Source organism: Methylohalobius crimeensis 10Ki (assembly GCF_000421465.1).
Taxonomy (GTDB): Bacteria; Pseudomonadota; Gammaproteobacteria; order Methylococcales; family Methylothermaceae; genus Methylohalobius; species Methylohalobius crimeensis.
In genome coordinates this window covers 578,583-603,494 of sequence record NZ_ATXB01000002.1, presented here as the reverse complement: position 1 = coordinate 603,494, position 24,912 = coordinate 578,583, and the positions used below count along the sequence as shown (strand labels likewise).

Genomic DNA, 24,912 nt, shown 5'->3' with positions numbered 1-24,912 from the left:
CCCTTGTAGGGAGGGCCTCACGATGTTTGGATATTTCCCAATGAGAATAAAAACGAAAATAATGCCACTTTTGTTCATTGCCTCGGGCTTGATCGGCTGCGCCCAGGTCCCGCCTTGGGAGAGAGGCTACCTGGCCAAGCCGCAAATGGCCCTCGATCCCTATCCGCTGCAGAACTCGGTGCGAGAGCACGTGCATGGCAGCCGCGAGGCGGGCGGTAGCGCCCGCAGTAGCGGCGGCGGAGGCTGCGGCTGTTATTGATGGACAGCCCGGGTAAGCAATCCTCCGCCCATTCCGCGCTCAAAGCCCTCACTTCGGCGGCCCTGGTGTTGCCGGGTTTGCTGGAGACTTCGGGATTGGCCGCCGAGACCGATTCGGTCAGCGTGCAATACAGCCGTTACCAGGAAGGTGAGCGGGATCTGTTCAATGTCAAAAACAGCATGGATCCCCTCCAGGTGGATACCTTCCGGCTGAACGGCGACATCGGGCTGACCGACCGACTGCGATTCGGCTTCAACTTCATCGAAGATGTGTGGTCGGGGGCGACGCCGGTGGCCACCGCGCCCCTGGCGGCGGGCAGCAACCGCCCCATTCGCGAAGGCGACACGGTGGTGGGGGCTTCTCCCATGCTCAACCGGCCGGTGCTTTTGGATTCCGACCTGAACCCCCTGCAGAGGGACTCCATTACCGGGGAAGTGCTGGGCGTGGAATCACGCTCGGTCCATGTGCTCGCCACCGCCTCGCCGGAGGCGCGCCGGCAAGGGGATTTCAATCTCGAATACGAGTGGGACAACGCGGCGTTGGCGATCAACGGCGGGCTCTCCGTGGAGCGCGACTACGAATCCGCGTTCGGCGGGCTCAGCGGGCGCTGGGATTTCAACCAGAAGCTGACCACCTTGAAGGGCGGCGTCAGCTACACCGACAGCGACATCACCGCGGTGCTCGATTCCGACGCCGCCCCCTATATCACCCAGGTGGATTTTCAGGACCAAATCAGCTTCAAGTCGGGTTCGGAAATCCTCCGGGAAGAAAGAAGCGATTTCGCCGCCAATCTGGGCTTGACCCAGGTGGTGAGCAAATATTCCCTGATCGATGTCAACCTGGGCTTCACCCACAGCAGCGGCTACTTGGAAAATCCCTACAAGGCGGTCAGCGTCATCTTCGTCGATCCTGATCAGGCTTCCAATGCCATTCTCTCGGGCGACGTGCGCGCGCTGCTGGAAAACCGCCCCGGCGAGCGCAATCAAGGGACGGTCGGGGTCAAATGGGTGCAGCATATCAAGCCCCTGGATGCGGCGCTGCATTTCGATTATCAATTCTCCCGCGACGACTGGGGCATTTCCGCCCACACCTTCGAGGCCGATTGGGTGCAACCCTTGGGCGGCGGCTGGACGATCGCGCCCCGCATCCGCTATTACTCCCAAAACGACGCCGATTTCTACCGCCCGTTCCTGTTTTCCTTCCAGCGTTTCAGCGAGATCGCCAGGGACGATCGGGGGCGGGAGATCTGGGTGGATGATCAGGGGCAAGAATTCTTCCGTGACGAAAACTTCGATCTGGTGGACGCCGACGGCAACGTGGTGGACGAGAACGCGGTCAACGCCCGTCCCAAAATCCAGTCCTTCGACCGCGATCAACTGCCCGATCATTTCTCCAGCGACCATCGCCTATCGGGATTCGGCACCCTCAGCGGCGGGATCACGGTGAGCAAGGCATTCACCCCAGGAGTCACCTTGGAGGCGGGCTTCGAGTATTACAGCCATGCCGGCTCCTTGAAACTGGGCGGCGGCGGGGAAGACGCGTTTGCCGATTTCAATTATTTCGTGGCCAACGCCGCTCTCACGGTGGATTTGGAATCACTCGATTTCAGCATGCCTGAGGATCATCACACCCAGCACCACCACCATCATCATGCCAGCCACCTGGTGCCCGCCGGCTTGATGTACGCCCACATGATGCCCAGCGCCACCCCCTTCATGGTGGGGTACCGATTCAACTACAGCCGGCGGGACGGTCCCAAAAAACTGCTGCACGGCTCGAATACCGCGAGCGACCGGACCGTGGTCGCCGACGGCTGCCGGGACATCGGCTGCCGGTTCGCGCCGACCTATATGGATCGGTACATGCACATGGTGGAAATCATGTACGCGCCCACCGATTGGCTGAATCTGATGCTGATGCCTCAATTCATGAGCATGGAAATGAACCTGCGCGAGCTGGAAGGGCGCCCGCCGCCGGTACCGGAAGTCCACGAACATACGGGCATCGTCGGCCATACCACGGGCGGCGTGGGCGACACCATCATGGCTTCGTTGATCCGCCTGTTCGACCTTCCGGGACACCATATGCACCTGGGGCTCGGCATCAGTGCCCCCACCGGCTCAGTGGATCTGGAATTCCGGCGCACCGCTCAGCAGGACGGCGGTCTGGTGCACTTCGGAATGCAGCTGGGCAGCGGCACCTGGGATTTCCTGCCCAGCCTCACCTATACCGGTCACCAGGAACGCTGGTCCTGGGGGGCTCAGGTGAGGGGCACCGTGCGCCTGCAGGATGAAAATGAATCCGGTTACCGCCTCGGCAACGTCTTCCAGTCCACCGTCTGGGGCGGCTACGGGATGACCGACTGGCTGCAATTGTCGGTGCGAGGCGTTTATACGGCCCAAGGAAAAATCGTCGGGGATTTCAACGCCTTCAACGGCCGCTCGGGGCCGATGGATTTTCCTTCCAATCAAGGCGGGCATTTTGTGGACGTAGGTTTCGGCGTCAACGCCCTGATCCCCAAGGGATGGCCGCTGGCCGGCAACGTCTTGCGATTCGAATGGCTGCAGCCGGTCCAAGACGACGTCAACGGCTTCCAGTTGAAGCGCGAAGGGGCGTTGACCGCTTCCTGGAATTACGCTTTTTAGATGCGGTTAGCATTCCTATCAGGATGATATTTCCTCTCTCGTTGACGAAAGTGTTGCAAAAGTATGGGTCCCTTCTCCCTATTGGAGGGAGAAGGTTAGGAAGAGGGTGGATATAATTGAAATGAAAGGCATTCATGAGATTGCTCTGAGATGGATTCCCACTCATGAAATATCACCGGCATGGTTTCAAGGCCATGGGAACGACGTGCGAAATCCAGCTTTTCGCCGCCACCCCGGCCGCGGCGAAACGGGCGGCGGACACGGTCGTCGCCGATGTGGCCCGGTTGGAAAACCGTTATTCCCGTTACCGGGGCGACAGCTTTCTGTCGGAAATCAACCGCGTCGCCGCCTTAGGCGGGAAAATCGAAGTGGACGACGAGACCGCGGGCTTGCTCGATTACGCCGCCGCTTGCTACGAACAGAGCGGCGGCCTGTTCGACATCACCTCCGGGGTGCTGCGTCAAGCCTGGCGCTTCGATCGGGAACGAGCGCCGGCGCCCGGGCAAATCGAACGCCTGCTCGGCAAAATCGGCTGGCATCGGGTCCGCTGGGCGCCGCCGGTGCTCGAATTTACCACCCCGGGGATGGAAATCGACTTCGGCGGCATCGTCAAGGAATACGCGGTCGATCGTGCGGCGACCCTGGCGCGAGAAGCGGGGGTTCGCCACGGGGTGATCAATCTGGGCGGCGACGTCAAAATCATCGGCCCGCGCGCCGACGGCAGTCCGTGGCGGGTTGGTATTCGCCATCCGCGGCGGCCGGAGGCGGTGCTCCGGACCTTATTCCTGAAGGAGGGCGCCTTGGCCAGCAGCGGCGACTACGAGCGCTGCCTAGTGGTGGACGGGGTGCGCTACGGTCACATCCTCAACCCCCGCACCGGCTGGCCGGTGCGGTATCTGGCCTCGGTCAGCGTGCTGGGGGATTTCTGCGTGGTGGCGGGCAGCGCCGCCACCATCGCCATCCTCAAGGAAAAGGAAGGCCCCGCCTGGCTCGAACAATTGGGCTTGCCCCACCTGTGGATGCGCGTCGACGGCCACATCGGCGGCTCGCTGGCACCCCGGGATTCCGCTTAGAATAGTGGAATCTTCTTCCGCTTAAATCTGCCGATCCGACGACAATGCTCGATCTGATCGAGAAAACCTCTGGAAGAGGGGGTACGACGATGGATAGAAAAGATCCGAAGCCGAAAGCGATCCGTATCGTCCCCGCCCGCACGGACGACGCCGAAGCCATCGCGGCGATGGGCTGGGACATCTGGCAATGCTGCTACTATCCGGAAGTTTTGAGCCGGGATGCGATGGATTATTTATGGCACCGCACCGGGAACCGGGACCGCATCCTTGACGAAATGGCCCGGGGCGCGGTCTACGAATGGATCGAGCAGGCCGAAAACCGGATCGGCTTTCTGGCCTACCATCACTTCCCCGACCAAGCCCGGATGCGGCTCAGCAAACTCTACCTCCTGCCCGAATATCACCGCCGTGGCATCGGCGCCCGGGCGCTGACGCACGTCAAGACGGTGGCCGAACAGCGCGGGGTGCGGGAGATCCATCTCTACGTCTTCAAGAAAAACCGCCAGGCCGTCCGCGCCTATCTGCGAGCCGGCTTCATCATCGCCAAGGCCGAAATCGGCGATGCGGGAAATGGTTACTACTACGATGATTATATGATGACTTGCTGTTTGGAGCGATAGGATAAGTAGGAAGCTTGCACCTCAAGGGTCAGGTCAGCCCGAGGATTCCAGCAATGCTTGGATAATCTGATCGTAATGTTCCCTGACTTTCGAAACTCGCCAGTCATACGGGACACGACACCCCGAGCGGCCTTCCGAATTGCAGCGACAAGGCCGCTCCGCAAGTGGTAGTAGGGTTCGTTAAACGGCCAGCATGCGTTCCAAGGAGCGGTGCGCCTGGCGGGCGGTCTCCGGATTGATGTGGACTTCGGGCTGCAGGGTTTCCAAGCTGTGCAGGATCTTGGGCAATGTGATGCGCCGCATGTGCGGACAAAGATTGCAGGGACGCACAAAGTTGGTCCGAGGAAATTCCACAGCGACGTTATCGCTCATGGTGCATTCGGTGATCATCACCACCCGTTCCGGTCGGTGTTCATCGATGTAACGGATCATACCGGACGTCGAACCCACGAAGTCCGCCTCCTCCAATACGTCCGGAGGACATTCGGGGTGGGCGATCACCTGGATATCGGGGTAAGAACGACGATAATGACGCAATTCTTCGCCGGTGAAGCGTTCGTGTACTTCACAGGCGCCCTCCCATAGAATGATCTCCACATCGGTTTGAGTGGCCACGTAGCGGCCGAGATAGCCGTCGGGGATAAAAATCACCCGATCCGTCCCCAGCGACTCCACCACTTGCACTGCATTGACCGAGGTGCAGCAAATATCCGCTTCGGCGCGGACATCGGCATAGGTATTCACGTAGGTCACTACCGGAACACCCGGGTATTTCTCACGCATCCGGCGCACATCTTGCGCGGTAATCGATGCGGCCAAAGAGCACCCCGCTTCCATATCGGGCAGCAGCACTGTTTTTTCGGGCGATAGCATTTTGGCGGATTCAGCCATGAAGCGCACGCCGCAAACCACAATCACATCCGCTTCCGTCTCCGCGCCAAACTTGGCCATGCCGAGCGAGTCGCCGGTGTAATCGGCGATTCCATGAAAAATTTCCGGCAGTTGATAGTTGTGAGCCACGAGAGTGGCGCTGCGTTCCCTTTTGAGCTCATTGATCCGTGCAATCAAAGGGGCATGGACGGGCCATTCCATCTCGGGAATGACATCGCGCAGGCGTTCGTAGATCGGTTGGGTCGCTGCTTTAACCTGGGGCGTAAACTCTAAACTGCTTGGCATAGATCAATCACTTTAAATGGTTATACAGATAAAAACCGAAGAAGGCATCGGGAGGGCTCCGGGTTTTCTAGATGCCCTTTAATCTATTGGGACCAAACATCTATTGACATTTAGTGTACCATGCTGTTCCTATCTATAAGCGAATAAGAATGAAGGTGTTATTGCATTGAAATCTTAAATAAAACCGAACGGAAATCATTATGACCAATGCTTTTGATGCGCAACAATCTATCGTCGACACCGTGCGCGAAGCGATCGAAGCGCACGTTCCTGATTCGCAAGCAAGCGTCAGCGGTGCTGGCGGACACTTCAGTATTTCAGTCACCTCCCCGGTATTCGATGGGAAAAGTCGGCTGGAGTGCCAACGCCTCGTTTACGAGGCGATTACTCACTTGATGACGGGCGAGACCGCGCCGGTTCATGCCATTGATCGCCTGGAAACCGAGGTTCCCCAAAGAACGGGATAAGTCTTCCCATGGATCAGCAGCGGGATATCGACGTAAACGCTTTGGCCAGCATGCGTCGAAACGGCCGGCCGCACCTCGTGCTTGACATTCGTGAACCGCAGGAAGTCGGGATCTGTGGACTTGAGGATAGCCTCAATATTCCCATGCACGAGGTGCCGCATCACCTGGCGTCAATTCTCCGCGATCGGCCGGTTGTGGTTCTCTGCCATCATGGAATCCGCAGCGCCATGGTGACGTCGTTTTTGCAAAACCAGGGATTCGACAACGTATGGAATCTGGCCGGCGGTATTGATGCCTGGGCTCGATTCATCGACGAAACGATGCCGCGCTATTAAAAAACAGACAGTTTCCCTTTTCACTTTTCAACCGTTCAAGGGGATCTGGAATTGATTTTCGAATATCGAATCGATGGAGCTGCTTTGATGCGATGGTGTCGAAATTGGTAAGGTAACGTGACTTGCGTCCCCTTTTGCATACTTGGGGTCAGTTCTAACATTCAAACATACTCCGCTCTGCGCTATACTCGCTTCATGGCTAGACCTTTAAGATGGGAATTTGCGGGCGCCCTCTATCATGTGACTTCGAGAGGAGACCGGCGCGAGGACATCTATCTGGATGATGAGGACAGAACGGCATGGCTGGAAATCCTGGGGCATGTCTGCGCCCGCTTCAACTGGGTGGTGCATGCGTATTGCCAGATGACCAACCATTATCACTTGATCGTGGAAACGGTCGATGGCCATCTGTCCCAAGGCATGCGGCAGTTGAACGGCGTCTATACGCAGCGTTTTAATCGTCGCCACGGCCTGGTGGGGCATCTATATTCAAGGTCGCTACCAGGCGATCCTGGTGCAGAAGGAGACTTACTTGCTGGAACTGGCCCGATATGTCGTGTTGAATCCGCTCAGAGCCCACCTGGTAGAACAACCGGAAGATTGGCCCTGGAGCAGCCATCGGGCCTATCTGTCCGGCGCTTACACCATGGCCGAAATCGGCGCGCACTTCGGTGTGCATTATATGACGGTGAGCCGTGCTATACGTCGATTTGAGCTGAACAACCGGGAGTGATGTTGGAATGTGAGAACCCTCCGAATGGACCCTGGCCGGTATAAACGGCATATCTATCTATAATCCCCCTACCCCTAATAAGGACAAGCCATGCAGAAAATCGAGGCGCTGATCGCTACGTTATCAGACTGGGTATGGGGGCCGCCCATGCTTATTTTATTGGTCGGGACCGGGCTCTATTTGACCATGCTCTTGCGCGGCCTGCAGTTCCGCGCCCTGCCTCGGGCATTCGCTTTGATTTTCCACAGGGATCTTGAGCACGCCGGGGACATCAGTCATTTCGCGGCATTGATGACGGCACTGGCGGCTACGGTAGGCATCGGCAACATCGTCGGCGTCGCGACCGCCATCAGCCTTGGCGGGCCCGGTGCCGTGTTCTGGATGTGGATGACGGGCCTGGTCGGTATGGCCACCAAATATTCCGAGGCGGTGCTGGCGGTCAAATACCGCGAGGAGGGCAAGCACGGCATGCGCGGCGGACCGATGTACTATCTGGCCAAGGGGGCCGGTTTGCCTTGGCTCGGCGCCGCGTTCGCCGTCTTCACCGCGTTGGCCGCCTTCGGCATCGGCAACATGACGCAGGCCAATTCCACCGCCAAGATACTGGAAAGCACCTTCCGCATTGCTCCCCTGACCACCGGACTGGTATTGATGGTGCTGACGGCTCTGGTGATTTTGGGCGGTGTTCGCTCCATCGGACGCTTCACCTCACTGCTGGTTCCGTTCATGATCGTCGGCTACATCGCCGCCGCAGTGGTCGTTATGGTACTCAATGCCGAGGAAATCCCCCATGCCCTGAGTCTGATTGTCTGCCACGCATTCAATCCGGCCGCGGCCGGTGGCGGCTTCGCCGGCGCCACGATCACCACCGCCATGCGTTATGGCGTCGCCCGCGGCGTGTTTTCCAACGAATCCGGGCTCGGTTCGGCCCCCATCGCGGCAGCGGCGGCGCGCACCGACGATCCGGTCAAGCAAGCGCTGGTGAGTATGACCCAGACCTTCATCGACACGCTGGCGGTATGCACCATGACGGCGTTGGTGATTCTCACCGCCACCCCATGGACGCAAGGCGTCAGTGCCGGAGAGTTGACCAGCGCCAGCATGGCGGAAACCTTGGGCAGAACCGGGGCACTTTTGATCGCTGTGGCCACGGCACTGTTCGCCTATTCCACCTTGATCGGCTGGAACTACTATGGCGAGAAGGCGGTGGAATACCTGTTCGGGCCCCGGTCGATCCGCATCTATCGAATCTTTTTTACTGCCGCCGTGATCGTTGGCGCCACCACCCCCCTGGAATTTGTCTGGAACTTCTCCGACTTGATGAACGGCATGATGGCCATTCCCAATCTAATAGGCCTCTTGTTGCTTTCAAAAGTCATCAAGGGAGAAACCGACCGTTACTTCCGCAAAAAGGCAATTCGAAAGGATCGAGCCTCCGCAGCGCATTGATGAGGTGGCAGTTGGTTCATACCACGCAGGCGCAAAGGGACGCGAATCGGTCCGTTCCTGATCTGTGCTAAGATTTCAGCTTTTTTCGAGCGAGTCTATTTTCAAGCCATGTCGACCACCAGCCCCCAAAGCACTTCTACGCGGAAAACCATGCGGGACATCATCTCCTATTACGACGACACTCGTTGGGATTACCAACTACTCTGGTTCAGCAAAAAGACGCGTGCGGTCCATTTCGGTTTTTACGACGAAACCGCCCAAAAACACAGCGACGCCCTGGTCAACATGAACCGAGTGCTGGCTCGGACGGTGGACATCGGTCCGGGGGAGCGGGTGCTCGATGCCGGTTGCGGTCAAGGTGGCAGCAGCGTCTGGCTGGCGCAGAATTTGGGCGTCGAAGCGGTGGGAATCACCCCGGTGGAATCCCAGGTTCGCCTGGCCCGTGCCTACGCGGAAAAACAAGGGATGGGCGACAAAGTTCAATTCGAAATCGGCGATTACACCGGCACCCGCTTCGAAGACGCCAGTTTCGACGTAGTCTGGGCCTGTGAAAGCCTGTGCCACGCCGATCGCAAAGAAGAATTCTACCGCGAAGCCTTCCGCATCCTGAAACCGGGCGGCCGCTTGATCGTCGCCGAATATATCCGCAGCAATGATTCCTATCATGCCGAAGGAGAAAGGCTCCTGACCGAGTGGCTGCACGGCTGGGCTATCAACCGGATCGATTCGAAGCAAGCGCACCTGGATCATGCCGGGCAGGCGGGATTCACCGACGTTGTCATCCGCGACGTGACGAAAAACACCGAACCTTCCCTGCGGGTTCTATACCGTCTCTCCATCTTCTTCACTCCCTTGGGCCATCTGCTGAATTTCTTGGGCATCCGCAATGCCTATCAGCACGGCAACCTGATTGGTTCCTTGCGACAATACGAAGCCCTGCAAAAAGGTTATTGGTTTTACGGCATCATCAGCGCCCGCAAACCCGAAGTATAAATCCCCTGGATTGTTGACCCTTCGGAAAGGAAGTATTTATACTCCAAGTACCGAAATCAGCAATGAGAGGTTTTCCTCTCACAGGAGGCAGGAAATGACCCGGGACGAGATGACCGAGCTTCCATCCGAATGGGAAGGGAGGGGGAAATGGGTGCTATGGATTGCCGGAGTCCTATCGATCCTACTGGGAATCGGGGCGCTGATCTATCCCTTTGCCGCGTCTATCGGTTTCGAAATCGCCTTCGGCGTGGTGCTGCTCGCGACCGGGCTGGTCGAGATTTTCCGTGGTTTTCAGCTGCGCAGATTTGCGCGGATTTTCTGGAACATCGCCTTTGGCCTGATTGCTGCGGTGACGGGCGGGGTGTTGCTGTTCTTCCCCCTCGAGGGCGTGATGACCCTGACTGCGATCCTGGCTGGCTTTTTCTTTGCCGGAGGCATCATGAAGATAGTCAGCGCATTCTCCCTGTATCCGCGCATGGGCTGGGGCTGGATGATGTGGTCGGCGCTGGTGTCGGTGACGATTGGCATATTGATGTTCATGGGTCTGCCCGGCTCGGCTTTTTGGGCGATCGGAATATTGATCGGCGTCGATCTGGTCTTCCTGGGCGTGGCGCAGATCATGATCGGTTCGGCCCTTGGGCAGCTAGAAGAAGCACACGACTGATCCTTGATCGAGATAGGAATCAGGGGAAATGACGCGCTTTTATTTAAATTCGTCATTACCTGAAGAAAAAAGAGACGCTACCCTTGGCAATGCTCAAACTACAGGAGAGGATCGATGAAGGCTGAACAAAAATCGCTACTGCAGTCCTGGCGGGACGAGTTGAGGGTGCTTTTTCAAGCGCATTACGCCCGATCCATTGCAATCCGGCGTTTGAATTATCTGCTGGGCGTGCCGGTCATTCTGATCGCGATGCTGGTCGCCAGCTATATCTTTTTTACCATCAACCACAATCCGGATTTTTGGGTCAAAATGATCGCGGGCATGCTGCTATTACTCTGTGCCATACTCGCCTCCCTGCAAACCTTTCTGAAATATTCCGAACAGGCCGAAAATCATCGGAACGCAGGCACTCGCTATCAGTCCTTGCATCATTCCATCGATCAACTGATGGTATTCTCGCCCGATAATGAAACGGAACTGTCGGCATGGTGCGATAAGCTTCGCGAGCGTTGGGACGAATTGAATTTGGAAGTGCCCAATGTCAATAAGAACGAAGGCAATCCGCCCGAGGCTTCCGAACAGTTGACGAATACGCAATATGCCGAGTAAAAAGTAACCGATCCCTTGTGCGTTGGTTACGACTGGGGCACGCGTCAAGGCAGTAATTTTTGGTCGTTATATAAAAAATAGAGCTGGGTGCCTATTTCCGTCATATAAACCAAATCGCCAATGTAATAGCCTTTTCCCTCGAAGAAAGTCGCGTTCTCCCACAGGAAAACATAACTCAGAGCAAAAGCGGCGTCCTCGGAGCTTCCCGAACATGAAATGCGCTTCGCCGAGCCGGCTCCGGGAACGCCGATCGCGCTATCGTTGAATACCGCATAAAGCATATTCGACACCGACCCGGGATCCAAACCGACGCTTTCTCTCAGTTGGTCGTGTAACAAATCGACGTCGAAATCGGGAAAGCTGCTGTCGATAATCGGACCCAGTACCCAGCCGGAAGCCTCGCCGCCGGCGAGAGAGATATTGCTGCCGCAAATGCTGTCCCAGGATGCTTGCATGTACAAACTGGTATCAAATCCGTCGAACTCGATGCCTCCGTAAGGCGATACAGCGCTGTCCTTAGTCAGAACCTGAAACGTACCCGTGCGCGGAGCGAAAGAGTTTTCTTCCATTGAAAATTCCAGCACTATTGTGTCCGCGAAAACCATCTTCGCGTAGCCCGACAGCAGAAAACAGAATGTAAACAAACAAGTTTTTTTGAACGATGTAGTCACTGGCCCAACCTCCTGATTGGCACAATAAAATTCACACGACAGCCGGTATTAACCCACAATAAAAATGTAGTCCAAAAAATTGAAAGTGGGCTTTAGAAAATTCTTATATGAAAAATTGGGTTCATTTTTTACTGCTTAATTGTCGTGTCCCCGATGATTCTCACTGGCTTTGGGTTAGGATCGCATCGGCTCAATATCAACAGAGTCTAGTGGTGGAGGTCAAAAAAACAGCGACGCCCACGACAAGAGGCGTCGCTTAAGTCATTGAGACAATTAATAAATCGAGGGAAAGGAAGGTTCTTTCGGTTTTCCCGTTTCGACCAGGAGCGCTTCGGGGTTTTCGGATAAAAGGTCATTTTCGATCAGGTATAAAATACTGCTGAATACTTGCAGCATCACCCCCATGACCGACAAAGCGAACCAACAAAACACCACGAAGCCCCAGTGCAGCGGCGCCACGAATATTTCTTCCATGAACCAGAAGGTATGTCCCCATTCATTGAAACCCACGTTGGGTAGAATCGTGAAGGGACCAACCACCAGCATCAGGTAGGGGATGGACAGTCCCTTGGCGAAATAGGGCACCCGCGTTTTCGCATAGAGAAAAGCGCCGCCCCCGGTAATGATGAAGATGGGGTAAGACAGATAAAAAACGACGATGTGGCTGGGGGTGAAGTCGGTGTCCCGAATCACCGTTTGATGCCAAGTGGCATCCTGCTCGGTGAAAAAACTCACGCCCCAGTAGAAAGTCCAGGCATAGACGGCTAACCAGATCAGGTGCGTCATGTTGCGGCGCAGTTCTTCGCGCGGCGTCAGCATGGCTAAACCGCGGTCCCGTTTCTTGTTCAGCAATGCCTTCAGTTCGGCCCCCTTGACTCTTTCCAGCGCGATCTCCCGTTTGAGGAGGTGCATCCAATAATCCTCCAAACGGCGATCCCGGGTCTTCCATAACCAGCCCCAGAGGGCGGCGGCCGCGACGGCTTCCAATGCCAGCTCCACATACATCAGGCTCATCCAATAAAGCTTGAATTCCGGTGAATAGGCGTCCAAGCCCTTCGTCCAACCGTAAGCTTCCTGATACCAGCGGACCGCGAGGTAAAACAGGGTAAAACCGATGAGTGCCGAAACCAGGTTTTTCACCTGGAGTAACGGTTTCTCTTCCACTTGCGTAACTTTTACTTCGGTTTGAGGCCGCGTGGTCATCGGATTCCTCTAAGGCGGTGGAATTGAGTCTCGATTCTAATTGAGACAGAACGGGAGAAGGAAAAATCCTGGTTGTCAGGCGACTTTCAAAACCAGCAGGGAAATATCGTCATGAAAGGATTGGCTTTGGCAAAAAGCCTCCAATTCCCGGATGACGGCGTCGATGATGTCTTGGGGCGAGGCTTGGACATGGGCGGTAGAAAGTTCCTTTAAGCGCGCCTCACCGAAAAATTCCCCGCTTTTATTCTGGGCTTCGGTGATGCCGTCGGTATAAAGGAGCAGCACGTCTCCATCTTCCAAGGTAAGCTGTTTTTCTTCGAAGGCCACCTCTTTGCTCACCCCCAGGATGAGCCCGTCGGCATCCAATTCCAGGCTTTCGCCTCGGCGCAGGAGCAGGGGGCGGTTGTGGCCGGCATTGGCATAGCTGAGCTTACGGCTGGCGATGTGGTATTGGGCGTAGAACATAGTGATGAAGAGTTCGGCCCGGTTCAGATCCTCGAAGAGCAATTCGTTCAGGATGGCGAGGTTTTCCGACGCGGCGTTCGCGACACTCGTACTCTCCTTCATGAGCCAAAGGGTCTCCATTTTCAAGGTGCAGCGGGTTTCGGCCATGATCATCGCCGCGCCTACCGAATGACCGGAAACATCGGCGATCACCAGGTCCACGGTGTCTTTCATGCTGAAATAGTCGTAGTAATCGCCGCCCACATGGGCGGCCGGGAGACAAAAACCCGCCACCTGGATGCCGTCCTTATGCAACGGCGCCGGGGGGAGCAGGGATAATTGAATCTGTTTGGCGATTTCCATTTCATGGCGCTGTTCCTCCACCCGCCTGAGTTCGGTGACATCGGTCTGGGTGCCCACGTAATGGGTCACCTTGCCGTCTTCGTCCCGTACCGGCGAGATTAACAATTCATTCCAAAAAGGGGTGCCATCCTTGCGGTAATTTTTTAGCGTCAGATGACAGTCGCGGCCTTCCTGCACGGCCTGTCGAATCTCCTCATTCGCCTCGGGATCGGTTTCCGGGCCTTGCAAGAAGCGGGGATTCCGCCCGATCAACTCTTCCCGGCTGTATCCCGTGATTTCCGTAAAGGCCGGATTGGCATAGATAATGGGGTTGCCCGGTCGGTGGGCATCGGTGATGATGATGCCGACGCTGGAGGCCTCGATGGCGCGGTCCCGAAGGCGCAGCTCATCCTCGAAGCGCTTGCGCTCGGTGATGTCGTGATCCACCCCTCGCCATTTGAGTATCTTACCGTGGCTGTCCAGGATCGGCGTGCCGGTGGATTCGGTATAGACCTCATAGCCTTTTTTATGTTGGTAGCGATTGGTGATGCTGTGAAAGGTCTCCTTTTTGGCGATTGTTTCAGGAGCGCTCACAGCGATGCGTTTCCGGTCTTCCGGGGTGAATAATTCGTAATAGTATTTTCCGATGATCTCCTTCGGTCGATAACCGAGAATCTCGGCCACCGCAGCGCTGGAGTAAATATAGCGACCGGTTTCATCCTGTTCCCAGATCCATTCGCCGGTCATGTCGGCGATCTGGCGAAATCGAGCCTCGCTTTCCCGGAGCGCCATTTCCACGCGTTTGCTTTCGGTGATGTCTTCGATCATATCGATGGCGAACTGCAGTTCGCCATCGATTCCATAGACTCCGGAAACGATTTTGCGCGCCCAAAGCAGCGATCCGTCTCGTTTGATAAAGCGCTTTTCCAATTTGTAATGGCTATGTTTGCCCGCCACCAATTCTTGAAATAAGCGGATGCTGACTTCTTTGTCTTCCGAATAGGTGAGTTCGAACAGGACTTTGCCATGCAGCTCCGCTTTGCTGTAACCGAACATCCGCTCCAGGGCCTGGTTGCTTTCCCGCACTTTTCCGTCCCGATCCAGCAGGCTCATGCCGATGCCCGCTCTTTCGAAGATCACGCGAAAGCGGGCCTCGCTGTCCTGCAAGGCCATTTCAGCCAGCTTGCGCTCCATGATTTCCGCTTCCAGCGTCTCGTTGGCCTCCGCCAGCTCGGTCACGTGTTTCTGAGTCTGGCTTTCCAACGCCTCGTGGGCTTGACGTAAGGTTTTGACGGCTGCTTCATAACCTTGCAAAACCGCCTTCCAGGGGATCGAAGCCCGGTGCAAGGTGTCTTGAATGTCAGCGCTTGCGTCCGGTTGCGGCTTGACGAGCGGAGACAAAAACTTCGCCACGGTTTCGTGATGGGCCGCCGCCAGGGGCGAGAGAGTCGCTTTCTCTTCCGCCGTCCGCCGCCCGATACGATAAGCACGCCGTAAGGCTTCTTTCTCGGCGCCAGCCAGATAGTCCCGCAAAGCCTCGGTATATTGCTCCGTCAGCTTTTGTTCCATCGCTTCGGGTGTTTCATTTTCATTCACAGCCCGGCTCCAAAAAAGAGGGGCAATTATTAGAGATCCTATCGAGTCGCGCCGCTTTTCAGCGTACCCATTTTTTCATGGTCACCGTGGTGCCTTTGCCGGGTTCGGAGGTGATTTCGAATTCGTCCATCAGCCGCTTGGCTCCGGCCAGGCCGAGCCCCGGCCTGCCGCTGGTCGAGTAGCCTTCCTGCATGGCGAGCTCGACGTTTTCGATGCCCGGTCCTTCATCGCGGGCGATGATCGAAATGCCTTGACTGCCGTCGCCCCTCACGGCGTTGCCGAGGATGATTTCGCCCTTGCCGGCGTATTGAATGATGTTGATCGCAATTTCGGAGATGGCCATGGCGATGAACATTTTCTCCACCGACCAAAACCCCAGTTTCGCGGCCAACGATCGAGCCTCCCTTCGGGCGGTCAGGATATCGGCCTCCGAGGCGATGGGTATATGCACTTCATCGGCCACTACCATCGGCCCCTGCGGTGATCGATAAGGGGGACGCTGGAACTGATTCTGCTACACAGCGCTTCGGGTCGGTTGGGCATGGATTTATATTCTCAGAATCTAACCGGTAAGATCGATTGATAACACGCCATTTGGGGATTTGCAAAATGTTACCAGACCGAGCCAAGGCCTTCCTGTCCCAGGAGGGCTGCTAAAGATTTGCCCTTCACAATGTCTTGCAATAAAGTGCCCGGCAGTGTCCCCTCATTCAATTCTGGAACCTTAGCAAGAGGTATGAACCATGCAATCGAATTTTCGATTATTGATCGCCCTCGGCTCGATGCTGGCCGTGGGTATTTCCACCGGTGCGGCGGCGGAAGCCGAGACTCCGAAAGAAGAAGTCAAGAAAGTGACCGGTTTGCGGAATCCCGAATCCGCAGTGGGGCACCTGGATGGGCGGATTTTCGTTTCCGAAATCGGTGAGTTCGACAAGGATGGGGACGGAAAGATCACCGTCATCATGCCGGACGGCGGCAAGGAGGTTCTGGCCGGCGGTCTCGACGATCCGAAGGGCATCGACCTGTGGAACGATACGCTTTATGTCGCCGATAAAACGCGCGTGATGAAGATCACCCTGGACGGGAAGACTTCGGTGTTTGCCGATGCGGAGGATTTTCCCAACCGGCCGGAATTTCTGAACGACATCGAAATCGATGACGAAGGCAATGTTTACGTTTCCGATAGCGGCAAGGAAGACGGTACCGGTAGCGGCATTTACCGCATCGATCAAGACGGCGAAGTCACCCGGATTCTCGCCGAAAAGCGCGGTATCCAACGGCCTAACGGCCTCTTGCTGGATGGCATAAACGCTCTGTTGGTGGCCGATTTCGGCACCGGCGAGCTGTTCCGGCTGGATCTGATCCGAGGCAAGGTGATCGATCTCAACTCGGGACTCGGCGGTACCGACGGTCTGGTGCGCGACAGCCGCGGCTATCTCTACGTCAGCGATTGGAAGGGCGGCAAGGTCTGGCGGTTGGTGGAACCGAGTTCCCCGCCTCAGTTAATGAAAACCGATTATCAGTCCGCCGCCGATATCGCCCTTGCGCCGGACGGCCGCTATTTGTTGGTGCCGGACATGAAAGCCGGCGAGCTGCATTTTTTGTCGGTTTGGTAGTTAGTTCCTCAGGGCATGAATGGGCGAGGGGATTCGCCCGCCGAGACGAATGAATCCCTCGCCGCCGGCGCGCACCGGCATCACCGGCGCCTCGCCGAACAATCCGCCGAACACCGCTTTCTCGCCGGGCCCTTTGCCGGGCACAGGAATCAGGCGGCAGGCGGTGGTCTTGTGATTCATCACCCCGATGGCGCACTCGTCGGCGATGATGCCGGCGATGGTTTCGGCCGAAGTGTCCCCGGGAATGGTCACCATGTCGAGGCCCACGGAACAGATGCTGGTCATCGCCTCCAATTTCTCCAGCGACAAACTGCCCGATTCGGCCGCTTGCGCCAAGACGGCGTCCTCGCTCACGGGAATGAACGCGCCGGACAGTCCCCCCACCGAGGAAGAGGCGAAGGCGCCGCCTTTTTTGACCGCGTCGGTCAAAAGCGCCAGTGCCGCGGTCGATCCCGCCGCACCGATTTTTTCGATCCCCATCATTTGCAGAATTTCCCCGACCGAATCGCCGATGTGCGGCGTCGGCGCCAGGGAAAGATCCACGATCCCGAAGGGAATGCCCAAGCGAGCGGCCACCTCGTTGCCGATCAGTTCACCGATCCGGGTGATCCGAAAGGCGGTGCATTTGATTTCCTCGGCGATGTCGCCCAAGGTGAGCCCGGACACGTTCCCGGCGGAACTTTCCGAGTCCGCCGCGCGCAGGCGCTCCACCGCCCGCTTGACCACCCCCGGCCCCGAGACGCCGATGTTGAGGGCGCATTCGGGTTCTCCCGCGCCGTGCAACGCTCCGGCCATGAACGGGTTGTCGTCGGGGACGTTGGCGAACACCACCAGTTTGGCGCAGCCGAAGCCGTCGGCATCGGCCGTTCTCCGGGCCAGTGCCAGGATCGCGCGGCTGACCGCCAGGATGGCGTCCACGTCGATGCCGGCGCGCGAGGAGGCCACGTTCACCGAACCGCAAACCCGCTCGGTTCGCCCCAGAGCTTCGGGAAGGGCGGCAATGAGGGCCCGGTCGGCCTCGGTTTCGCCTTTTTCCACCAAGGCGGAAAAACCGCCGATGAAATCCACGCCGATTTCTCCGGCTACCTGATCCAGGGTTTGGGCAATACGAATCAGCCCTTCCGGGCCATGTCCCCCCGCCCACCAGGCAGCCGGGGTGACGGCGATGCGATAGTTGACGATGGGAATGCCGTAACGCTCCGAGACGCGCTTTCCTTCCGCCACCAGTCGGCCGCCGAAGGCGGCGATCTTCTCCTTGACCCGGCGGCAGCAGATTTCCAGGTCGGAGTCCGCGCAGTCCATCAGATTGATGCCCAGGGTCACGGTGCGCACATCGCAGTTTTCCTCCTGGAACATGCGCAGCGTCATCAGAATGTCCTCGATCCGCATCATGGGCGTATGCCTCCCCGCACCAGGCGGCGGACCGCGCCCACCTCGCTGGTGGCGCGCAGGATGTCGCGGTGGAGCAGGTGGACGGCGACCCCGAGTCCGGCGCCGATGGTGGTATGGTCCCGACGCAGTGCTTCGGCGGCGCTTTCGTCCCGGGGGTGCACCTGTAAGATCATGGTGATTGTCTCTTCCTCGCTGCGGGTATAGAGATCCTCGATATTGATTCGGCGTTCCGCCAGCGCGGCGGCGATGCCGGCGATGAGGCCGGGTCGGTCCGGTCCCTGCACGGTGAGAAAATAAACCGGGGCATCGGTTTTCGCCGCGAAGGCGGGCACCGGATCGTAGCGGCGCACGCAGGCCGAAAGCTTAAATTCCGGCACGCTTTGCTCGATCGCCGTGCGGACCGCCTCCGGCGCCAGCCCCGTCGGGCAGGTGGCGCGCAGGATCAGGCTGAAATGGCCGGCCATCACCGTCTGGCTCAACTCGGTGACGTTGCCGCCCAGCCCGAATACCGCCCGGGTGACGGCGGCGACGATCCCCGGCCGGTCCTTGGCCGTGACGGAGAGGATGAAGTCTTCGGTCGTGGGTGTGGTCATGGGAAATGGCGCCAATCAAAAATTGAATCCACCGATGCGACTGCCTACCCTACATCGGGTCTGCCGGTTTCAAGCCGGTATCTGCAATATATCCCAACCAGGGTCGGGTTGAAATCTGGGCCCGTAGGTGGACGCAAATTCTTCCAGCTTCTGTTGGGTTTCCGCTATTCCGCGCTGTCTCAGATAATGCATGGGACCGCCGCGAAAGGGCGCGAAACCGGCGCCGAAGACCATTCCGGCGTCCACCAGGTCGGCGTCTTCCACCACCTGTTCCCGGAGTACCGCCACGCATTCGTTGAGCAGCCGCAGGATCAAGCGCTCCTCGATGGTTTCCTGGGGGAGGGGGCTGGCCGATTTTCTCCAGACGATCGGCTTGCCGCGCTTGTAGCGGTAAAAACCGGTCCCGCTTTTCACCCCCAGTTCGCCGGCTGCGACTTTGTCGCGAAGCAGCCGGGGTACCTCGCCCCCCAGATTCTCGGTCAGGATTTCGGCCACCGCCAGGCAGATGTCCAGTCCCACCGTATCGGCCAACCGGATCGGTCCCATGGGCATGCCGAATTCGGTCGCCGCCCGGTCGACGGCATCGGCCGGGATGCCTTCTTCCAACAGCACCACCGCTTCCAAGAGATAAGGCATCAGCACCCGGTTGACCAGAAAGCCGGGCGCGCTTTTCACCGGTAGCGGCAGGCGGTCGATGGCGCGCACGAAAGCGGCGGCCCGGTCGGCGACGCCCTCGTCGGTATGACTTCCCCGCACCACTTCCACCAACTGCATTTTCGCCACCGGATTGAAGAAATGCATTCCCACCAACCTCTCCGGGTGTTGGAGCCCCTCGGCCAATTCCTCCAGGGGCAGGCTGGAGGTGTTGGTGGCCAGAAGGGCGTCGGGCGCGAGTTTGGATTCGATTTCCCGGTAGAGGGCCCGCTTGGCGTTCAGATTCTCCACGATTGCCTCGATCACGATATCGGCGCGATCGACTTGAAATCCCTTGGAGTCGGGAATCAGCCGGTCGCGGGCGGCGGTTTCCTCGTGCTTGGCTTTGAATCTGCGCTTGAACAGCCGATAGGCCCGCTTCACCGCCGGTGCGATGTATCTCGGTTCGCGATCTTGAAGGCCGGCGGTAAGTCCCCGGGAGACGCACCAGGCGGCGATGTCGCCTCCCATGGTGCCGGCGCCCACCACATGGACGTGGGAGAAATCAGTGGATTCCTTGCCCAAGCCCTTGAGTCGTTCGCGCAGGAAAAACATCCGCACCAGGTTGCGCGAAGTGTCGGACAGGAGAAGATCGGCGACCGATTCGGCTTCGGCCTGGAACATGCTGTCGGAGTGGGCCCCGTGACGTCGCCAAATATCGATCAAGGCATAGGGGGCGGGGTAATGCTGAGCGGGTGCGCGTTTGGCCGCCTGCCGATTCAGAAAAAAAGCCAGCAGCGGACGAACCGGAGCGGTATCGGCCAAGGTCGCCAGGCGGGAAGGGTGCTTTTGCGGGGGTTGGGTTTTCAGTATTTGGCGACAGGCGCGGTCCCAATGTCTTTCGGGAACGGCATGATCCACCAAGCCCAGCCGGGCGGCCTTGGCGGCGTCGACGGTGCGCCCCGAAAGCATCAATTGAAAGGCCGCCGGCGCGCCGATTCGGCGGATCAGGCGCACGCTGCCGCCGAAGCCGGGGTGGATGCCGAGCAGCACCTCGGGCAGTCCCAGGCGGGTCTTGGCGTCGTCCAGGGCCACCCGGTAGCGGCACGCCAGGGCCAGTTCCAGTCCTCCGCCCAAGCAGTAGCCATGGATTCGGGCTACGGTGGGGCACGGTAGTGTGGCCAGGCTTTGGAGTCGCTTGTGGGCCACTTGAATCAGACTCAGGGCACGATGGCGTTCGGTGAGCTGGATGAATTCTTTCACGTCGGCGCCGGCGATGAAGCCCGAGGGCTTGTCGGACAGAATCACCAACCCGCGGGGTGGATTTTTGTGGAAGCGATCGAGCACGCTGCCCAATTCCGCCAGCACGTCGGCGGAAAGGACGTTGGCGTTGGATTCGGCGTGATCGAAATGAAGCCAGGCGATCCCCTGGTTATCGGTTTTCAGGCGGAAGTGTCGAAGTGTTGCCATGATTGCTCTTCTCTCAATGCCTTAATCTACGGTTTCTGTAGGGGCAACCCCCCGTGGTTGCCCGGGCCTGGGGCAGGCACGGGGGCCTGCCTCTACGATTTTGATGGTGGGCAAATCATCCCTGGCAGGGGACCCCGTGGTTGCCCGGGGCTGGGGCAGGCGCAGGGGCCGCCCCTACCTTTCCAGCAACATGGCGCCTCCTTGACCGCCGCCGATGCACAAGGTCGCCACCCCCCGTTTGCCGCCCCGCGCGGCCATGACGCGCAGCAGATGCAGCACGATTCGGGTGCCGCTCATGCCCACCGGGTGGCCGACGGCCACCGCGCCGCCGTCCATATTGAGTCGGTCCCGGTCGATTTCCCCCAGAGCCCCGGGAAGATCCAGGGTTTCCCGGCAGAAGCGCTCGTCGGCGAAAGCCTTGAGGCAGGCGAGCACCTGGCCGGCGAAGGCCTCGTTGAGCTCCCAGTAGTCGATTTGATCCAGGTCGAGACGGTTGCGCCCCAGCAGGGCGGCGCTCGAGTAAACCGGTCCCAACCCCATTTGGGCCGGATCCAGACCGGCCCAGGTGCAATCCAAGACGCGTCCCATGACTTTCAGATCGTAGCGCTGGACCGCTTCTTCGCTGGCCAGAAGCAGCCAGGCGGCGCCGTCGGTGACCTGCGAACTGTTGCCGGCGGTCACCAGACCGAACTTACGATCGAAAACCGGCTTGAGAGCGGCCAATTGCTCCAGGGTGAGGTCGGGGCGCACGCCATCGTCGTGATCGTAAAAATGCCCCTCGCCGTCGTAGATGCTCTCGATTTCGTCCGCCAGTCGCCCTTCGGCTTGGGCCGCCGCCAGTCTATGGTGACTGGCGTGGGCGTAGAGATCCATTTCCCGCCGCGAAATATCGAATCGCCAGGCCAGAATCTCGGCGGTGCGTCCCATGCTCAGGCCCACCGTGGGATCGGTCAAACCGCGAAGCAAACCGATGATGGGCTTAAGATGAGCGGGTCGCAGCCGGGTAAAGTGGCGCAGCCGGGCGGGGAGCGTACGGGCTTTCTGCCATTGGCCCAGCCAAGCCACCATCGCGTTGTTGAACAGCACCGGAGCGTGGCTCATGGCCTCGGCGCCGCCGGCGAGCACCAGGTTGGATCGGCCGGCGGCGATGTCGCGCGCGGCGGAATCGATCGCCTGCATGCCCGAGCCGCAGTTGCGCTGCACCGACCAGGCCGGCGTCGAACGCCCACAGCCGGCGCGCAGGGCCACCACCCGGGCGATGTTGGCCTCGTCCGGGCCGGGAATGGCGCAGCCCAAGATCACTTGATCCAGGACCGGAGGTTCGAAGGGTTGGCGTGCCAGCAGCGGTTGGGCGGCGCGCAGGGCCAGGTCGGCGGCGGTGAAGGGGCCCGGTTTGCCGCGGGCCTTCAGGCAGGGGGTGCGGCTCCCGTCGACCACGTAGACCGGGCGGCCGGTCATGGGAAAATCCTGACTGTGCTCCATTAAACTTCCTCGACTGATTCAAAATGTTGAGGGGGAAAGGCATCCACGGCGATGACCTGCCGGGTGAGCGTTTCCGTTTGCCTCAAGCGTTCGGCTTCCTCGGAGTCGATCACTCCTTCCCCGAGCGCCGCATCGATTACGGCGGGACCCGGCGGGATACGGCCCGCCTTGACCGCCGCTTTGATCCGCCGCTCGATGGGTTCGGCGGCCAGGATCGATGCGAGGGCCGCTTCCAGGCGGGCGACCGGTTCGTCCGGCTCCGAAGGCATGAAAATGCCGGCGGTGAGGCGATCGCGCGCCGGGCCCTGCGATTGCAGCAGGCGAGAGACGGCGAAATCCAGGCGGTCGGCGGGCGGGGAGAATCGCCGTCCCCAGGGGAGGACCAGGCGTTTCAAAATCCATCCCAGCCAGGGGGCGGGGTAGTTGTCCAAAAGGTCCACCATCGCCCCTTCCATGTGCGATAAGCACCACGCTATTCCCCATTCCAGCAGCGGCGCCTCGTCTTGCGGCGAGTTCGATGCTTGGTGATGGCGTAGCAGAGCCGAAGCCAAATAAAGGTGACTCAAGATATCCCCCAGCCGCGCGGAGACGCGCTCGCGCCGCTTCAGTTCGCCCCCCAGCAGGCCCAGGCTGACATCGCTCAGGAAAGCCAACGCCGCCGAGAAGCGGTTCAAATGTTGCAGGGTGCGCCGATAGGAACCGCTCGGCGCCGGGGCGAGCAGGCCGTGGGACAGGCCCAGCAGGATCGCTCGGACCTTGTTGCGAATCACCAATCCCAGATGTCCGGTCAGCGCCCGATCGAAGGCGGTCAAATCCAGCGCCTGCGCCGCGTGCATCTCGGTGAGCAGGTAGGGATGGCAGCGAATCGCCCCCTGGCCGTAGATGATCATGTTGCGGGTGAGAATGTTGGCCCCCTCCACGGTGATGCTGATGGGAATCGATTGGTAAAGCCGGCTCAGATGATTGTGGGGGCCCTGGATTATGGTCTTGCCGCCGTGCACGTCCATGGCGTCGTTGACCAGTTGACGCATGGCTTCGGTGAGATGGTATTTGATGATCGCCGAGGCCACCGTGGGGTGGATGCCTCGGTCGATGGCGTCTACCGTCAGTATCCGTGCCGCGTCGATGACATAGGTGAGACCGCCGATTTTTCCCAGGGCTTCGGCGATTCCCTCGAAGGCGCCGATGGGAACGCGGAACTGGCGCCGGATGCGGGCGTAGGCGCCGGTGGTGCGGCTCGCCACTTTGCCGCCGGCGGCGGCCAGGGCGGGCAGGGAGATACCGCGCCCTTCCGCCAGGCATTCCATCAGCATCCGCCAGCCTTGGTTCACCCCTTCCCGGCCGCCGACGAGCCAGTCCAAGGGAATGAACACGTCTTGGCCGCGGGTCGGGCCGTTCTGAAAGGGAATGTCCATGGGGTTGTGACGATCGCCGATTTCCACCCCCGGGGTGGCGGTGGGAATCAGGGCCAAGGTAATGCCCGGATCCGCCTCCTCGCCCAGAAGCCGGTCGGGGTCCTGGAGCTTGAAGGCCAGTCCCAGCAAGGTCGCCACCGGCGCCAGGGTGATGTAGCGCTTGTCCCAGTTGAGGCGAATGCCGAGCACATTCGATCTTCCTTCGAAATCCTGCCGGCAGACCACGCCGGTATCGGTCATGGCGCCGGCATCCGAGCCGGCTTCCGGTCCGGTGAGGGCGAAGCAGGGGATCTCTTCGCCGCTGGCCAGGCGCGGTAGATAGTAATCTTTCTGTTCTTGGCTGCCGTATTTGAGAATTAGCTCGCCGGGTCCCAGGGAATTGGGCACCATCACCGTCACCGCGGCGGTGATACTGCGGCTGGCGATCTTAACCACCACCTCGGAATGGGCGCGCGCGGAGAAGGCCAGCCCCCCGTAACGTTGGGGCAGAATCAGGCCGAAGAAGCGGTTGTTGCGGATGAAGCGCCAAACCTCGGGAGGCAAATCGCGGTCGCGGTGGGTGATTTTCCAGTCGTCGAGCATCCGGCATAGTTCTACCACCGGTCCATCGAGGAACGCCTGTTCTTCCTCGGTCAACGGCTGGCGGGGGAAATCCAGGAGCTTGCGCCAGTTGGGCCGGCCGCCCAGCAATTCCGCCTCCCACCAGGCATCGCCGGCCTCCAGCGCTTCCTGCTCGGTGCGGGAAAGTTCAGGGAGGCGTTTGCGGGTCAGCCGCATCGCCGGGGCGCTGAGCAGCCGGCGGCGCAGCGGCGGCAGGTTGAGGACGGTCAGGGGAATCGCGATCGACAGCCACAAAGCGGTGAGGACAGAAGGTCCCGCAAGTTGGAGCAGGGTTCCCACGGTCAGGATTGCGATCAGAACCCCGCTCCACATCCTTAACCCGGCGCCCGTGAAAGCCAGGATCAGGAATGCGGAGATGAGGGCGGAAACGAGCGCCATGGCGCCTCCCTTTGGCTAGCAAAGTACCGACAG

General features: G+C 59.1%; 22 protein-coding genes and 1 pseudogene. 13 read left to right on the top strand and 10 right to left on the bottom strand.

Annotated features, from left to right (window positions below):
- Window positions 1-61 precede the first annotated feature (61 nt).
- The 4 genes from H035_RS0116620 (at window position 62) to H035_RS21055 (ending at window position 4,597) form a co-directional block, all read left to right on the top strand.
- A complete protein-coding gene (locus H035_RS0116620; protein ID WP_022950088.1) occupies window positions 62-259 on the top strand; it encodes a DUF4266 domain-containing protein in 198 nt (65 codons plus the stop codon).
- Complete coding sequence (locus H035_RS0116615; RefSeq protein ID WP_022950087.1) at window positions 259-2,904, top strand: DUF3570 domain-containing protein; 2,646 nt, start codon at window positions 259-261, stop codon at window positions 2,902-2,904. The genes H035_RS0116620 and H035_RS0116615 overlap by 1 nt, the downstream gene beginning before the upstream one ends.
- Window positions 2,905-3,068: 164 nt before the next feature.
- Window positions 3,069-3,977 (top strand): FAD:protein FMN transferase, encoded by a 909-nt coding sequence (locus tag H035_RS0116610; protein ID WP_022950086.1) that lies wholly within the window; start codon window positions 3,069-3,071, stop codon window positions 3,975-3,977.
- Window positions 3,978-4,066: 89 nt separating this feature from the next.
- Entirely contained in the window at window positions 4,067-4,597 is a 531-nt protein-coding gene (locus H035_RS21055) for a GNAT family N-acetyltransferase (RefSeq protein WP_022950085.1), read from the top strand.
- A 180-nt stretch (window positions 4,598-4,777) separates the two neighbouring features.
- Here the strand turns inward: H035_RS21055 and nadA are convergent, their stop codons facing one another.
- A complete protein-coding gene (gene nadA / locus H035_RS0116600; RefSeq protein ID WP_022950084.1) occupies window positions 4,778-5,773 on the bottom strand; it encodes a quinolinate synthase NadA in 996 nt (331 codons plus the stop codon).
- Window positions 5,774-5,973: 200 nt separating this feature from the next.
- Here nadA and H035_RS0116595 point away from each other — a divergent pair, with 200 nt between their 5' ends.
- The 8 genes and pseudogenes from H035_RS0116595 to H035_RS0116560 all read left to right on the top strand — a co-directional run bounded on the left by H035_RS0116595 (window position 5,974) and on the right by H035_RS0116560 (window position 11,023).
- Window positions 5,974-6,240, top strand: a complete 267-nt coding sequence (locus tag H035_RS0116595) for a BolA/IbaG family iron-sulfur metabolism protein (RefSeq protein WP_022950083.1) — start codon at window positions 5,974-5,976, stop codon at window positions 6,238-6,240.
- 8 nt (window positions 6,241-6,248) lie between these two features.
- The gene (locus tag H035_RS0116590) at window positions 6,249-6,575 is read left to right on the top strand and encodes a rhodanese-like domain-containing protein (RefSeq protein WP_022950082.1); all 327 of its coding nucleotides are present in this window, start codon (window positions 6,249-6,251) and stop codon (window positions 6,573-6,575) included.
- Between the two features lie 195 nt (window positions 6,576-6,770).
- A pseudogene (locus H035_RS22560) lies at window positions 6,771-6,986 on the top strand (transposase); the annotation flags it as partial.
- Window positions 6,987-7,089: 103 nt separating this feature from the next.
- Window positions 7,090-7,308 (top strand): hypothetical protein, encoded by a 219-nt coding sequence (locus tag H035_RS22555; protein ID WP_235044674.1) that lies wholly within the window; start codon window positions 7,090-7,092, stop codon window positions 7,306-7,308.
- Between the two features lie 90 nt (window positions 7,309-7,398).
- Window positions 7,399-8,757, top strand: a complete 1,359-nt coding sequence (locus H035_RS0116575; protein WP_022950079.1) for an alanine/glycine:cation symporter family protein — start codon at window positions 7,399-7,401, stop codon at window positions 8,755-8,757.
- A gap of 150 nt (window positions 8,758-8,907) precedes the next feature.
- Entirely contained in the window at window positions 8,908-9,750 is an 843-nt protein-coding gene (locus tag H035_RS21050; RefSeq protein WP_022950078.1) for an SAM-dependent methyltransferase, read from the top strand.
- A gap of 94 nt (window positions 9,751-9,844) precedes the next feature.
- Window positions 9,845-10,414 carry an HdeD family acid-resistance protein gene (locus H035_RS0116565; protein ID WP_022950077.1) on the top strand — a complete coding sequence of 190 codons (570 nt, stop codon included), beginning with the start codon at window positions 9,845-9,847 and terminating at the stop codon, window positions 10,412-10,414.
- A 114-nt stretch (window positions 10,415-10,528) separates the two neighbouring features.
- Window positions 10,529-11,023: an SLATT domain-containing protein gene (locus H035_RS0116560; protein WP_022950076.1), complete on the top strand. Its 495-nt coding sequence runs from the start codon at window positions 10,529-10,531 to the stop codon at window positions 11,021-11,023.
- Window positions 11,024-11,067: 44 nt separating this feature from the next.
- Here the strand turns inward: H035_RS0116560 and H035_RS0116555 are convergent, their stop codons facing one another.
- The 4 genes from H035_RS0116555 to H035_RS0116540 form a co-directional block, all read right to left on the bottom strand.
- Entirely contained in the window at window positions 11,068-11,694 is a 627-nt protein-coding gene (locus tag H035_RS0116555) for a hypothetical protein (RefSeq protein WP_152486096.1), read from the bottom strand.
- 273 nt (window positions 11,695-11,967) lie between these two features.
- The gene (locus H035_RS21045; protein WP_022950074.1) at window positions 11,968-12,897 is read right to left on the bottom strand and encodes a methane monooxygenase/ammonia monooxygenase subunit C; all 930 of its coding nucleotides are present in this window, start codon (window positions 12,895-12,897) and stop codon (window positions 11,968-11,970) included.
- Window positions 12,898-12,972: 75 nt separating this feature from the next.
- Complete coding sequence (locus tag H035_RS20380; protein ID WP_152486095.1) at window positions 12,973-15,279, bottom strand: SpoIIE family protein phosphatase; 2,307 nt, start codon at window positions 15,277-15,279, stop codon at window positions 12,973-12,975.
- 58 nt (window positions 15,280-15,337) lie between these two features.
- On the bottom strand, window positions 15,338-15,748 hold the full coding sequence (locus H035_RS0116540) for an anti-sigma regulatory factor (RefSeq protein WP_022950072.1): 411 nt from the start codon (window positions 15,746-15,748) through the stop codon (window positions 15,338-15,340).
- 274 nt (window positions 15,749-16,022) lie between these two features.
- Here H035_RS0116540 and H035_RS0116535 point away from each other — a divergent pair, with 274 nt between their 5' ends.
- Window positions 16,023-16,895: an SMP-30/gluconolactonase/LRE family protein gene (locus H035_RS0116535; protein ID WP_022950071.1), complete on the top strand. Its 873-nt coding sequence runs from the start codon at window positions 16,023-16,025 to the stop codon at window positions 16,893-16,895.
- Here the strand turns inward: H035_RS0116535 and H035_RS0116530 are convergent, their stop codons facing one another.
- The 5 genes from H035_RS0116530 to H035_RS0116510 all read right to left on the bottom strand — a co-directional run bounded on the left by H035_RS0116530 (window position 16,896) and on the right by H035_RS0116510 (window position 24,879).
- Window positions 16,896-18,287 carry a PFL family protein gene (locus H035_RS0116530; protein ID WP_022950070.1) on the bottom strand — a complete coding sequence of 464 codons (1,392 nt, stop codon included), beginning with the start codon at window positions 18,285-18,287 and terminating at the stop codon, window positions 16,896-16,898. It abuts the gene before it with no gap.
- Window positions 18,284-18,880 (bottom strand): ACT domain-containing protein, encoded by a 597-nt coding sequence (locus tag H035_RS0116525; RefSeq protein WP_022950069.1) that lies wholly within the window; start codon window positions 18,878-18,880, stop codon window positions 18,284-18,286. Before H035_RS0116525 ends, H035_RS0116530 begins: the two co-directional genes overlap by 4 nt.
- A 69-nt stretch (window positions 18,881-18,949) precedes the next feature.
- On the bottom strand, window positions 18,950-20,983 hold the full coding sequence (locus tag H035_RS0116520; RefSeq protein WP_022950068.1) for a 3-hydroxyacyl-CoA dehydrogenase NAD-binding domain-containing protein: 2,034 nt from the start codon (window positions 20,981-20,983) through the stop codon (window positions 18,950-18,952).
- 174 nt (window positions 20,984-21,157) lie between these two features.
- Window positions 21,158-22,465, bottom strand: a complete 1,308-nt coding sequence (locus H035_RS0116515; protein WP_022950067.1) for an acetyl-CoA C-acetyltransferase — start codon at window positions 22,463-22,465, stop codon at window positions 21,158-21,160.
- On the bottom strand, window positions 22,465-24,879 hold the full coding sequence (locus H035_RS0116510) for an acyl-CoA dehydrogenase (protein WP_022950066.1): 2,415 nt from the start codon (window positions 24,877-24,879) through the stop codon (window positions 22,465-22,467). Before H035_RS0116510 ends, H035_RS0116515 begins: the two co-directional genes overlap by 1 nt.
- Between the last annotated feature and the right edge of the window lie 33 nt (window positions 24,880-24,912).